The sequence below is a fragment of the Agrobacterium sp. LEGMi-208b genome, assembly GCF_059511785.1.
Window position 1 is genome coordinate 1,876,003 of the sequence record NZ_CM183445.1, and the last position, 12,733, is coordinate 1,888,735.

At 58.8% G+C, this 12,733-nt stretch carries 12 protein-coding genes; 10 read left to right on the forward strand and 2 right to left on the reverse strand.

Going from position 1 to position 12,733, the window contains the following annotated elements:
- Positions 1-753: a GntR family transcriptional regulator gene (locus tag AC5YUO_RS09145; RefSeq protein ID WP_496153060.1), complete on the reverse strand. Its 753-nt coding sequence runs from the start codon at positions 751-753 to the stop codon at positions 1-3.
- A 153-nt stretch (positions 754-906) separates the two neighbouring features.
- Between AC5YUO_RS09145 and AC5YUO_RS09150 the strand changes: the two genes are divergently transcribed.
- The 6 genes from AC5YUO_RS09150 to AC5YUO_RS09175 all read left to right on the forward strand — a co-directional run bounded on the left by AC5YUO_RS09150 (position 907) and on the right by AC5YUO_RS09175 (position 6,711).
- On the forward strand, positions 907-1,089 hold the full coding sequence (locus AC5YUO_RS09150) for a hypothetical protein (protein ID WP_496153061.1): 183 nt from the start codon (positions 907-909) through the stop codon (positions 1,087-1,089).
- Between the two features lie 115 nt (positions 1,090-1,204).
- Positions 1,205-2,386 (forward strand): Gfo/Idh/MocA family protein, encoded by a 1,182-nt coding sequence (locus AC5YUO_RS09155; RefSeq protein ID WP_496153062.1) that lies wholly within the window; start codon positions 1,205-1,207, stop codon positions 2,384-2,386.
- A 13-nt stretch (positions 2,387-2,399) separates the two neighbouring features.
- Positions 2,400-3,284 carry a carbohydrate ABC transporter permease gene (locus tag AC5YUO_RS09160; RefSeq protein WP_496153063.1) on the forward strand — a complete coding sequence of 295 codons (885 nt, stop codon included), beginning with the start codon at positions 2,400-2,402 and terminating at the stop codon, positions 3,282-3,284.
- Entirely contained in the window at positions 3,281-4,138 is an 858-nt protein-coding gene (locus tag AC5YUO_RS09165; protein WP_400817056.1) for a carbohydrate ABC transporter permease, read from the forward strand. The genes AC5YUO_RS09160 and AC5YUO_RS09165 overlap by 4 nt, the downstream gene beginning before the upstream one ends.
- Positions 4,139-4,176: 38 nt before the next feature.
- Entirely contained in the window at positions 4,177-5,409 is a 1,233-nt protein-coding gene (locus AC5YUO_RS09170; protein WP_496153064.1) for an ABC transporter substrate-binding protein, read from the forward strand.
- A 189-nt stretch (positions 5,410-5,598) separates the two neighbouring features.
- Positions 5,599-6,711 carry an ABC transporter ATP-binding protein gene (locus AC5YUO_RS09175; RefSeq protein WP_400817052.1) on the forward strand — a complete coding sequence of 371 codons (1,113 nt, stop codon included), beginning with the start codon at positions 5,599-5,601 and terminating at the stop codon, positions 6,709-6,711.
- Between the two features lie 150 nt (positions 6,712-6,861).
- Here the strand turns inward: AC5YUO_RS09175 and AC5YUO_RS09180 are convergent, their stop codons facing one another.
- Positions 6,862-7,347: a hypothetical protein gene (locus tag AC5YUO_RS09180; RefSeq protein ID WP_269347004.1), complete on the reverse strand. Its 486-nt coding sequence runs from the start codon at positions 7,345-7,347 to the stop codon at positions 6,862-6,864.
- Between the two features lie 243 nt (positions 7,348-7,590).
- Here AC5YUO_RS09180 and AC5YUO_RS09185 point away from each other — a divergent pair, with 243 nt between their 5' ends.
- The 4 genes from AC5YUO_RS09185 to AC5YUO_RS09200 all read left to right on the forward strand — a co-directional run bounded on the left by AC5YUO_RS09185 (position 7,591) and on the right by AC5YUO_RS09200 (position 12,724).
- Positions 7,591-8,454: a MurR/RpiR family transcriptional regulator gene (locus AC5YUO_RS09185; RefSeq protein WP_496153065.1), complete on the forward strand. Its 864-nt coding sequence runs from the start codon at positions 7,591-7,593 to the stop codon at positions 8,452-8,454.
- A 78-nt stretch (positions 8,455-8,532) separates the two neighbouring features.
- Positions 8,533-9,315 (forward strand): SDR family oxidoreductase, encoded by a 783-nt coding sequence (locus AC5YUO_RS09190; protein ID WP_496153066.1) that lies wholly within the window; start codon positions 8,533-8,535, stop codon positions 9,313-9,315.
- Positions 9,316-9,358: 43 nt separating this feature from the next.
- Positions 9,359-11,278 carry a beta-N-acetylhexosaminidase gene (locus AC5YUO_RS09195; protein WP_496153067.1) on the forward strand — a complete coding sequence of 640 codons (1,920 nt, stop codon included), beginning with the start codon at positions 9,359-9,361 and terminating at the stop codon, positions 11,276-11,278.
- Positions 11,279-11,290: 12 nt separating this feature from the next.
- Positions 11,291-12,724 carry a M81 family metallopeptidase gene (locus tag AC5YUO_RS09200; RefSeq protein WP_496153068.1) on the forward strand — a complete coding sequence of 478 codons (1,434 nt, stop codon included), beginning with the start codon at positions 11,291-11,293 and terminating at the stop codon, positions 12,722-12,724.
- Positions 12,725-12,733 lie beyond the last annotated feature (9 nt).

Below are 12,733 nucleotides of genomic sequence, written 5' to 3' on the forward strand. Positions count from 1 at the left end.
TCACTCGGGGCCCATCGTCAGTTCGGCGACGAGGTCATAGGCGTCGCTGCGGTACAGCGCGCGGGATATTTCCATGAGGCGCCCGCTTTCCAGATAGGCCATGCGCTGCACGGAAAGCGCTGCCGAGCCTGGCGCAACGCCAAGCAGCAATGTTTCCTCATCCGTGAGATTGCGGGCGGAGATGCGCTGAATGGCACGCACGGGGCGAATGCCGTTTTTCTCAAGCTCCAGATACAGCGAGTTTTCCACCAGTTGCGGGTCAGGCAGAATATCGCCGGGCAGGCTGGTGACTTCGAGTGCGATAGGCTGGTCATTGGCAAGACGCAGACGCGTGAGCCGCGCGACCATGGCCGATTGGGAAAGGCCGAGCGCCATCATCTCGTCGCCGGTCGGGTGGAACAGGCCTCTGTCCAGCCAGCGGGTGCTTGCCGTCATGCCGCGCCGGCGCATGTCCTCGGTAAACGAGGTGAGCTTGGTCAGGGGCTGCTGCATACGGGTGATGGGCTTGACGACGAAAGTACCCGAACCGTGCCGGCGAACGAGAAGGCCGTCGCGGACGAGATCGTCCACCGCCTTGCGCACCGTGACGCGGCTGACGCAGGCGCTTTCGGCGATATCGCGCTCCGGCGGCAAGGCGTCGCCGTGCTTCAGGCGGCCGCCATTGATGGCGTCTTCAATCGTCTGGCGCAGTTTCAGGTAAAGCGGGCCGCCGCCTGATTGCAGGTCGTCCAGATTAAGCGCTGCCCCGTTCATCCATAACCTCTGTCACGATCCATGTGGTCGGCGATATGGCCGGCTCTGGCTATATCATATGCCACACAATCGGCAATACCAAAATAGAACCATTACTATATTTGTACGATTAATCGGTGGTTTTTTCGATATTTTGCCGAATAATGAGGCTCAGTGCTTTATATTTTCGCATTAACCAAAAAAATTTTCTCGATAGCGGAATTGCTCTGGACGATTGGCATTTTTTTGGTATTGTTTTTTGCGTCGGTGGTCGGCGGCGATCTGTTTCGCATCCGTCGCGCCGGGAAAATCGGTTTCCAATTCGCGACAGCGTTTGCGAAATCGAATTTAGCTTGACCGTCGTGAAAATTAATTTCATCGTGACGGGAAATTATCGCAGATAACTGGACGGCCAGCACAGAAATGGTTGCTTCTGCGAAAATGAATTACGAATGAACAGGGAACAAAGTTCATGAAGGTGGGAATTATCGGACTCGGATTCCGTCTCGGTTATCTGGGCTACGTTTTTCATGAGATCGACAAGGATTTCGAGATCGTCGGTTATGTCGACCCTCATCCGGCAGGTCTGCCGGGTTTGCAGGAAAAGGGCATTTCGGCCGGCAAGGTTTATGACAGCCCGGAAGCGCTGATCGCCGGTGAAAAATTCGATCTCCTGATGATCGGCTCGCCGAACCACATGCATCTGGAGCATATCCGCATCGGCCTTGAGGCCGGTTGCACCATCTTCTCGGAAAAACCCATCGTCGTCAGCATCGAGGAAAGCCTCGAACTCGCCCGGCTGCTCAACAAGCACGGCCATGAGCGGCTGCTTGTTGGTCTGGTCCTGCGTTATTCGCCGCTTTACCGCGATCTGCGCGCCGCGCAGGCCGAAGGCAAGCTGGGCGATGTTGTTTCCATCGAGGCCTCGGAGCATATCCCGCCCTATCACGGCGCATTCTTCATGCGTGACTGGCGGCGTTACGAGAATTATTCCGGCTCCTTCATGCTGGAAAAATGCTGCCACGATCTCGATCTCTATAATGGCGTGGTCGGCGCGCGGCCGCGTTTCGTGTCGAGCTTCGGCGGTCGCAAGAGCTTCACGCCCGCGAACGCGCCGCAGAATGACGGCATCAACGACATGGAAGTCTATCACCGCAAGCCGAGCGGCTGGATGGGCTCCGACAAGGTGTTCGACAGCGACGGCGACATCATCGATTACCAGACGGCGATCGTCGAATATGAAAACGGCGCGTCGCTTGCCTTCCATACCAATCTCAACGTCCCCGATGATTTCCGCCGCTTCTGCGTCATCGGTGCTAAGGGAATGGCGGAGGGTGATTTCGTGCGAGGTTTCCTGAACGTTCACAATGCCCGTACCAATGAAAAGACGGTCGCCAAGACCTATTCGGCGGCGACCACGCTCTCGCAGCATTATGGCGCGGATGAGCAGATGGCCGAGGATGTGATCGCCCATATCGTCAAGGGCGCGCCCTTGCCGGTTTCCGCGCTCGACGCGATCGAGGCCGGCATTCTGGCGCTTGCCATGGATGAAGCGCGCCATGGCCGCAAGGTGGTCGATCTTAAACCGGTGTGGGAGGAGTATGATCTGGCGCTGCACGGTCAGCCGAAATCCCCCGCCGTGAAATCGGCTTGAGGGGGACTGCGCGATGGATGCAAAACGCAGCGCAGTCATCTTCGCCTGGTTTCTTCTTCTGCCGGCGCTCTTCTACATCACACTGATCGTCGCCTATCCGCTCGTCGATACATTCATTCTGTCGTTTACCGATGCGTCGCTTAAAAAAGTGACGAATTGGGTCGGTTTCATCAATTACGAGAAGATTTTCAACGCGACTTTTGCCGATGTCATCACGCGGACTTTTGTCTGGACGTTCTTTTCCGTCTCGATAAAGATGATCATCGGCACATTTGGTGCCGTGCTGCTGAACTCCGCCGTTCCCGGTCGCGCAGTGTTTCGCATTCTGACCATGCCGCCATGGATCGTGCCGATGGCTATCGGTATTTTCATGTGGGGCTGGATGTATAACGGCCAGTTCGGCATGATTTCCGGGGTGCTGCAGAATCTCGGCCTGGTGGACGGCCCGGTCGCGTTCCTCGCCTATGGCAGAACGGCCTTCTGGGCGACGATCGTCACCGATGTGTGGATCGGCGTGCCGATGGTGACGCTTTATCTGCTGGCTGCAATCCAGTCCATTCCGCAGGACCTTTACGAAGCGGCGTGGACGGACGGCGCCAGCCGCGCCTATCGCTTCCGTCGCATCACGCTGCCGCTGATGCTGCCCGCCATGATCACCATGTCGGTCCTGTCCCTGATTTCGACGTTCAACTCCTTCGATATCATCTGGATCCTCACGCGTGGCGGTCCGAACGGCGAAACCACAACGATGATCATCGACACCTACAAGACGGCGATAGGCGCTTATAAATATGGTGAAGGTGCCGCACGCGCCGTGCTCATCTGCATCTTCCTGTCGATCTTCACCTTCTTCTATTTCCGCATCACCCGCCGTTTCTCGCAGGAGGCCACACGATGACCGACAGACATGCGAGGATCAACCGCTACACCTGGTATGAAATGGTCGGAATCTATTGCGGTATCGCCGTATTCCTGGCCTTCGTGCTGGCGCCTTTCGTCGAAGGCTTCCTGGTATCGCTGAAGCCGCTCAGCCTGCTGTTTTCCTCACCCTACAGGTTCTGGCCGGAGAACGGCTCCTTCGAGGCCTACCGGACGATGTGGGTGAGCGTACCGGGCTTCGCGCTTTATATTTTCAATTCGTTCTTCATCGCCGGTTCGATCACCCTGATCGTGCTTGTGCTCGTCATACCCGCCTCCTATGCCTTTGCGCGTTTCGAGTTCAAGGGAGCCGGCCTGTTGCTGGGCATATTCCTGGCGGTGAAGATGTTCTCCGGCGCGGTGCTGCTCATCCCGCTGTTCCGGCTGATGCGGTCCATCGGTGTGCTGAACAGTTATTTCGCGATGATCATTCCCGGTGTCGCTTTCATCATCCCCACGGGCATCCTGCTTCTCGTGACCTATATGCGCCGCATTCCCCGCGAGCTGGAGGAAGCGGCCTATGTGGATGGGGCGAGCCGGCTTTATACGCTTCGCAGGGTGGTCTTGCCGATCGCAACGCCGGGCATTGCTGTTGTCGCGATTTCCTCCTTCATCGAAGCCTATGCGCAGCAATTCATCTACGCGCTGACCTTCAACTCGAAGACGGAATACATGCCGCTGCCGGTCGGGCTGTTTGCCTATTTCGGCCGGCAGGAGGTCGTCTGGAACGAGCTGATGGCAGCGAGCTTCGTGGGCATCGCACCGGCGATGATCGCGATCTTCCTGATGCAACGATATCTCGTCGGCGGGCTGACCGCCGGCGCGGTGAAATAAGCAATAACCGGAACGACTACCAAAACGGGAGACTAACCATGGCACTGAAACATTACGGATTGGCGCTTTGCGCTTTCGCATTTGCCGGTTCCACCGCCCTTGGCACGGTGGCGGCGCATGCCGCCGACAAGGAGATCAGCTGGATCTATTGCGGCGACAAGATGGATCCCATCCATGAAAAATACATCAAGGAATGGGAAGGCAAGAATGCAGGCTTCAAGGTCGTGCCTGAGGTCGTCGGCTGGGAGCAGTGCCAGGACAAGGCCACGACGCTCGCCGCTGCCGGCACACCGGTCGCCATGGCCTATGTCGGTTCGCGCACGCTGAAGCAGTTCGCGCAGAACGATCTCATCGTTCCGGTGCCGATGACCGAAGACGAAAAGAAGAGCTATTACCCCAACATCGTCGACACGGTCACCTTCGAGGATACGCAATGGGGCGTGCCGGTCGCTTTCTCGACCAAGGCGCTTTACTGGAACAAGGATCTGTTCAAGAAGGCCGGCCTCGACCCGGAAGTGCCGCCGAAGACCTGGGCTGAAGAAATCGCCTTTGCCAAGCAGATCAAGGAAAAGACCGGCATTGCCGGTTATGGCCTGCCCGCCAAGACCTTCGATAATACCATGCACCAGTTCATGCATTGGGTTTACACCAATAATGGCAAGGTAATTGACGGCGACAAGATCACCGTCGACAGCCCGCAGGTTGTTGCAGCGCTGAAGGCTTACAAGGACATCACGCCCTATTCCGTCGAAGGCCCGACCGCCTACGAGCAGAACGAAATCCGCGCGATCTTCCTCGATGGCAAGGTCGGCATGATCCAGGCGGGCTCGGGTGCTGCAACCCGCCTGCAGGAAACCAAGATCAACTGGGGCATCGCCACCCTGCCGCTCGGCCCTGAAGCCAAGGGTCCCGGCACGCTGCTCATCACCGACAGCCTTGCGATCTTCAAGGGAACCGGCGTGGAAGAAAAGGCGACCGAATTCGCCAAATTCATCACCTCGCCCGGCCCGCAGGGTGAATATGAGCTGCAGGGCGGCGCCGGCCTCACTCCGCTGCGTCCGTCAGCCAAGGTCGATGAATTCGTAGCCAAGGATCCCTTCTGGAAGCCGCTGATCGAGGGTATCGCCTATGGTGGTCCTGAGCCGCTCTTCACCGACTACAAGGGCTTCCAGGACACGATGATCGAGATGGTGCAGTCCGTCGTTACCGGCAAGGCAACACCGGAAGATGCCGCAAAGAAGGCATCCGCCGCTCTCGAGCAGTACAAATAATTTCTCATGACCACGGATGCGGGCGCAAGGCCGCCCGCATCCTCTCAATTTCGCTGCGGGAATGCCTGCGCTCTTTTTTGGCGCTCCCTCCCGTATTTTTCAACGGTTCCGATCCGGCGCGGTTTTGTCCCTGTTTCGGAACATCTCTGAACGTGGCCTGATGTCGGCCGCTGACGGGAGAGGCAAGTCTTGGGTCAGCTTTATCTCAACAACGTCCGCAAGAACTATGGACATTTCGAAGTCATCAAGGGCGTTCAGCTCGACATCAGGGATGGCGAGTTCGTCGTTTTTGTCGGCCCTTCGGGATGTGGTAAATCCACATTGCTGCGCATGATCGCCGGCCTTGAGGAGATTTCCGCCGGCGACGTCGTCATTAACGGCGTGAAGGTCAATGAATTGCCGCCGGTCAAACGCGGCATCGCCATGGTGTTCCAGTCCTATGCGCTCTACCCGCATATGACGGTTTTCGAAAACATCGCTTTTCCCCTCCGGGTCGAGAAGATGGAGGAGGAGAAGATTAGGCAGAAGGTTGAGGGTGTCGCGAAAATCCTCCAGCTAGACCAGCGCCTGCAGCAGCGGCCCGGCAATCTGTCCGGTGGCCAGCGCCAGCGCGTGGCGATCGGCCGCGCCATCGTTCGCGAGCCGAAAATATTCCTGTTCGACGAGCCGCTTTCGAACCTCGATGCCGCCCTTCGCGCCGATATGCGCATCGAATTGACCAATCTTCACAAGACGCTGAAGGCGACGATGATCTACGTCACCCACGATCAGGTGGAAGCCATGACTATGGCTGATCGTATCGTGGTGCTGAATGCCGGGGAAATCGCCCAGGTCGGTGCGCCGCTCGAGCTTTACCACAAGCCGGCGAACCTGTTTGTGGCCGGCTTCATCGGCAATCCGAAAATGAACTTCCTGAAGGTCACCTGCAAATCGGTCAGTGCCGAGGGCGTGACGGTGGCCTATGAGGGCCAGACGATCACTGTTCCGGTGGAGCCCCGTGCCGGTCTTGAGGGTAAGCAGCTGACGCTCGGCATTCGCCCGGAACATACCGGTCTCGAAGCGGCCGATCTCAACATCAAGGTCGCGCCGAGCGTGATCGAGCGGCTTGGGGTGAATACCATCGCTTATGGCGTCGCGCCGACGGGTGAGAACTATTGCGCTCTGCTTCCCGGCTCCGCGCCCGTTATCGTGGATGAGCCGATCGTCACCGGCGTCAAGGCATCGGATTGCCATCTCTTCGATGAAAGCGGCATTGCTCTCGATCGTCGCGTCGACCTGTCAGTCCTCAAGCTGATCCAATAGGAACGGAGCCGGGCCATGCACTCTGTCGTTCCATGCCCGGCTTTTCCTGATGCGATCCGTTTTCGGCGTTTTTCGTCCGTCGTCGCGAGGCGAAAAAACAACGCCGGGCTTTCGGCCCGGCGTTCAAGGCTGTCGTACACGTCTGCTGGATCACGGCATCGGGTTGGGCATGTAGCCGGTGAAGCCGCTGATCTTCCAGCGGCCCTGATGCAGCCGGCAATAATAGAGGGTCTGCCACTTCATGACGTCGAAGCTGCCGTCGGCCTTGCGGAGCCCGCCGTCGAACTTCTTGCGCACCAGCGCGGTTTCGCCTTCCACTTCGATCTCTTCCAGCGTGGTGGTGGTGAAAATCGCATGGCGCGGGTCTTCCGCGAATTGCTGGGTCTGGAAATCCTTCGCCTGCCGCAGCCACTCGTCGCGATAGGCCTCAAGCGAGGGGAAGGACAGGCGCCAATTGTCCGGGTTCGCATCACGGTTGGCGTTGATGCCGAGGAAGCCGTCCTCTACGAAATCATCCGCGACCTTCGACCAGTCGGCCGCAAGGAAAGCGTCGATATCGCGCGTCACCAGCATCTCCCAGATGGAATGGCGGGCGGTGTCGGTTTCGGGAAAGGGGTTCTTGAAGGGATCACGCATGGTTTGGGTCCGTTGTTGAAATTATTTTCAAGATTTGGAGATTTCTCTGGTGAATATTGTTGGCATATGCTCATCTTCCAATCAACAGAGAAAATGATTTTCAAATCAAAGGTATCCGTCGTGTCGTCAAAGGGACGAAACATGGTCGATTCATGGGTCTATGCGGTTGACGGGCGCGCTTTATTAGGGTGCATCGGCAATGGGGCCAAGCGTTAAGTTTTGGCGGAACGGAGACCGGTGAGCATGGATATTTTCGCAAGGATACAGGAAGACAGGGGGCAGTTCTCGCAATCGGAACGGCGGATCGCCGATATTCTGGTTTCGGACTTTGAATTCGCCGTCAATGCGTCGATCATCGAGCTTGCAGCCCGCGCAGAAGTCTCGCCGCCGACGGTGACGCGGTTCTGCCGTCGTCTCGGTTGCCAGAGCTTTTCGGATTTCAAGGTCAGCCTTGCCAAGACGGCCTATGTGGGTGTCCGGTATCTCACATCAGAACCTTCCAGCACCGGGCCTTCCGATGTCGCGGAAGAGGTGTTGGCCAAGGCGCAGGAAGCACTGTTCCTGCTGCACAAGACACTCGATCCCGCGATCGCCGACGAAGCGGCGGTCAGGATCGCCAATAGCGGCATGATCTACGCCTTCGGTGCGGGCGGCAATTCCTCGATGATCGCTTCGGAAATCCAGAACCGGCTGTTCCGGCTGGGTTTGCGCGTTTCGACCAGTGCCGATCACAGCATGCAGCTGATGATGACGGCTGCGGCGCGCAAGGAAGACGTGATTATCGGTTCGTCCTTTTCCGGCCGCAACATGGAACTGGTGAAGTGTTTCCGGCTGGCGCGGGAAATGGGGGTCACCACCATCGCGCTTACCCAGAGCGACACGCCGGTCGCTGCCGCGGCCGATATGGTGGTGGCGGTTAATGTGCCCGAAGGAAACAATATCTTCCGGCCGACCTCGTCCCGTTACGCCTATCTGGCCGCCGTCGACATATTGGCGACGCTTGCCGCTTACCACCAGCGGCAAAGATCGATGGTGACGTTGCGTCACATCAAGCAGCAGCTCGTGGAGCATCGCGATCCGGATGACAAGCAATTGCTCGGTGACTGAGGGCGAGAAAAAATACGGGCAGTTTTGCCTGCGGGCCCCTGTGGTGGGTCGGAAAGTTTCAAGGGAGTTGTAAAGGTGATGAAGGACAGGAAAGACCAGCTCGCCATCGTAACCGGTGCGGCAGGGGATATTGGCCGGGCGATTGCTGCGGCACTTTCTGAAAGCCACGCGAAGGTGGTGCTGGTCGATATCGATGCCGACGGCCTGTCCGAAGCGCTTTCCAGGCTTTCCGGTCCGGGTTTCGTTGCGAAAACCTGTGACGTCACCGATCCGCAGGATCTTGCGCGGCTGGCCGCAGACGTTTCCGTGCTGGGGGATGTTGCCACCCTCGTCAATAATGCCGGTGCGGCACGGGCTGTCAGCCTGCATGACACGACCGCTGAGATATGGCGCAAGGACAATGCGCTCAATCTGGAAGCGCCGTTTCTTTGCTTCAGGGCTTTCGAGGAGGCGTTGAAGCGCACCCAGGGTTCCGTGGTCAATATCACCTCCGTCAATGGCATGGCGGTGTTCGGTCATCCGGCCTATAGCGCGGCAAAGGCCGGGCTGATCCATCTGACCAAGCTGATCGCCGTCGAATACGGCAAATTCGGTATTCGTTCCAACGCTGTCGCGCCGGGCACCGTGCGCACGCAGGCATGGGAGGCGCGTGCCGCCGCCAATCCTCAGGTCTTCGAGGAAGCGAAACACTGGTATCCGCTGCAGCGCATCGTCAGACCCGAGGATGTCGCCAATGCGGTTACTTTTCTCGCTGGTCCGCAGGCCGCCGCCATCAGCGGCGTGTGCCTGCCGGTTGATTGTGGGCTGACGGCAGGGCAGGCGCCGCTGGCCCGGACTTTTTCGCAATCCGAACATTACTGACCGAAACCCTCTGACGGGTTCAATGCGCAATAAGGGGAGCATCATGGCGCTCGCACAGTATCGTCTCGAAAATTCATGGCATCCGCTCGCAGAGTCCGCATCCGGCGGCTTCACCTTCACGCTGGTCAATCTTTCCCGCGAACCGCTGAAGGATTTTCGCATCGTCTATACCTCGCTGACACGGACGGTGGACAAGCCGGTGTGCGGCAATGCCATCTATCTGCGCCGCAACGCCAATTTCCATGAATTTGCCCCTCCGTCCGGTTTCGTGCTGGAGCCGGGCAAATCTTGGCGCTTCACCGTCGATGGCCTGTTGAGACCCGCCCGGCATCGCACGGATGGCGCAAAATCCGCCTATGTCAGCCTTGCCGATGGCACGCATCGCGCCGTGGATGTGGGTGACCTGATGCTGGATGGGCGCCACAGCGAGCCGGCGCCGGTGCTGCTTCCCGAAGGCAAGCTCGATCTGCCCTTCGCCATCCAGCCCTGGCCGGCTGAAATCGATGCCGAACCGGGCGAGGGCTTTCCCGTCGCACTTTTCCCGATGGAAGACGCCAAAGCGGAGGAAGTGCTTGCGGTGGAAACCGTGTTGTCGTTGTTCCGCAGGCTCTTTGCCGTCGGGCATGTGCCTTTCAGCCTTGCGCCGGTGCATGAGGGAAAACCGCTGCATTTCAAGCAGCATAGCGGGCTGGAAGCGGAAGGTTATCGCATCACCTTCTCCAACAACGCTGTCACCGTGGAATATTCGGCCGCTGCCGGCCTGCAATATGGCCTGACAGTTCTGGCGCAGCTGCTGCATGGCGCGCGTATCGATCCGAAGTTCCGTTTCCCGGCCTCCGGCACGATCAGCGATGCGCCACGTTATAGCTGGCGCGGTTGCCATCTGGATGTTTCGCGGCAATTTTATCCGACCGATGATGTGCTGCGGCTGATCGATATTCTCGCATGGCTGCGCATGAACCGCTTCCATTGGCACCTGACGGATGACGAGGCGTGGCGTCTCGAAATCAAGGCCTATCCGCTGCTGACCACCGTCGGCGCGACGCGTGGTCCGGATGCGCCGCTTCTGCCGCAGCTCGGCAATGGTGCGGAACCGGTTTCCGGCTATTACACGCAGGATGATGTGCGCCTGGTCGTGGCGCATGCGGCGGCGTTGAATGTCGAAATCGTGCCGGAGGTGGATATTCCCGGTCACAGCACCGCGGCTCTTGTTGCCTATCCGGAACTGACGGACGGACAGGAAGCGCCGGACAGCTATCGCTCGGTGCAGGGATATCCCAATAATGCGCTCAACCCGGCCATCGAGCCGACCTATGAATTCCTCGGCAAGATCTTCGATGAGATGGTGGAGCTGTTCCCGTCGCGGCTCATCCATATCGGCGGCGACGAGGTTGCAGATGGCTCGTGGCTCGCCTCGCCGCTCGCCAAGGCGCTGATGGACAAGGAAGGGCTGGACGGCACCTTCGGCATTCAGTCCTATTTCATGAAACGTATTCAGACGATGCTGCATGAGCGCGGCCGCCAGCTTGCCGGCTGGGACGAGGTTTCCCATGGTGGCGGTGTCGATCCGGCCGGAACATTGCTGATGGCATGGCAGAAGCCGGAAGTCGGGCTTGAGCTTGCAAAGCAGGGTTATGATGTGGTGATGACGCCGGGTCAGGCCTATTATCTCGACATGGTGCAGGACGAAGCCTGGCAGGAGCCCGGCGCAAGCTGGGCCGGCACGGTTCCGCCGTCGCACACCTATGCTTATGAAGCTGTCGGTGACTTTCCAGAAGAATTGAAGGAGCGGATGAAGGGCGTTCAGGCCTGCATCTGGTCTGAACATTTCCTCAATCGTGCCTATTTCAACCATCTGGTTTTCCCGAGGCTACCGGCCATTGCCGAGGCGGCGTGGACGCCGAAGGCCCAGAAGGACTGGCTGCGCTTTTCCGCCATCGTTCCCCTGAGCCCGGTTTATTGAGGGGAGGGCGACATGCGTATTGCCGTTGGTGGAATCCATACCGAATGCAGCACCTATTCTCCGGTGCTGATGGGGCAGGAGGATTTCCGCGTCTTTCGCGGTGCGGAGCTTCGGGAGGCCGAATATTTCAACTTCCTCGGCGAAGGCGAGGCGGACGTATTGCCGCTTCTGCATGCGCGGGCGGTGCCGGGCGGCCCCGTGTCGCGCGCGACCTATGAGGCGTTCAAGGCGGAGTTTCTCGAACGCCTTACGGCGTGTCTGCCGCTCGACGGACTTTACCTTGCCATGCATGGCGCGATGAATGTCGAAGGTATGGACGATGCTGAGGGGGACTGGATTTCCAGTGCCCGCGCCGTAGTCGGAACGGATGTCGTGGTCTCTGCGAGCTATGATCTGCATGGCAACGTCAGCCAGACGATCATCGATCAGCTGGATATATTTGCCGGCTATCGAACGGCGCCGCATATCGACGTGCGCGAGACGATGGTGCGGGCGTGGACGATGTTGTTGAGGGCCTTGAAAACCGGTGAAAAGCCGGGCGTGGCCTGGGCGAAAATTCCCGTTCTGCTGCCGGGTGAAAAGACATCCACGGAAGACGAACCGGCCCAAAGTCTCTATGCGGTTCTGCCTGACTATGATGCCCGACCCGGCATATGGGATGCGAATTTCATGATCGGTTACGTCTGGGCGGACGAGCCCCGCGCAACGGCCTGCGCCGTGGTGACGGGAACGGATAAAGGGGCAGCGCAAGCCGTCGTGACCAAGATCGCACAATCCTACTGGAATGACCGGGAGGATTTTCGTTTCGGCCCCGTGACCGAGCCGCTTGAGGTCATTCTGGATATTGCGGAAAAAACCGCAAGCCGGCCGGTCATCCTCGCCGACTCGGGCGACAATCCGACGGGGGGTGGGGTTGGTGATCGCGCCGATGTTTTGGCTGCACTGATTGCGCGCAACTGGCAGGGTGCGCTGCTGGGCGGCATCACCGACAAGCCGGCGGTCGAAGCCTGTTTTGCAGCCGGCGAAGGTGCGCGCCTTTCCCTGAAGATCGGCGGCAGTCTCGATCCGCAGAGCCCTTCCGTCACCGTCGAAGCCAAGGTTCTGAAACTGGACGATCCAGGTGCGGCCGATCAGCGGCAGGCGGTGATCTCCACCGGCGGCATCACGGTCATTCTGGCGGCTCGGCGCCGGCCTTATCACATGATTTCCGATTTCACCCGTCTCGGCTTTAATCCAAAGGACGTGCGGCTGCTGGTCGTCAAATCAGGTTATCTTTCACCGGAGCTTGCGCCGATCGCCAATCCCAACCTCATGGCGCTGACGGAAGGGGTCATCAATCAGGATATCGAAAACCTTCCAAATCGCCGCCGGGACGGCGATTTTTACCCATGGAAGCCGCATTTCGACTATAGCCCCAAACCTATCCTTTCGGCCCGCTGGCGATGACGGCGGTCC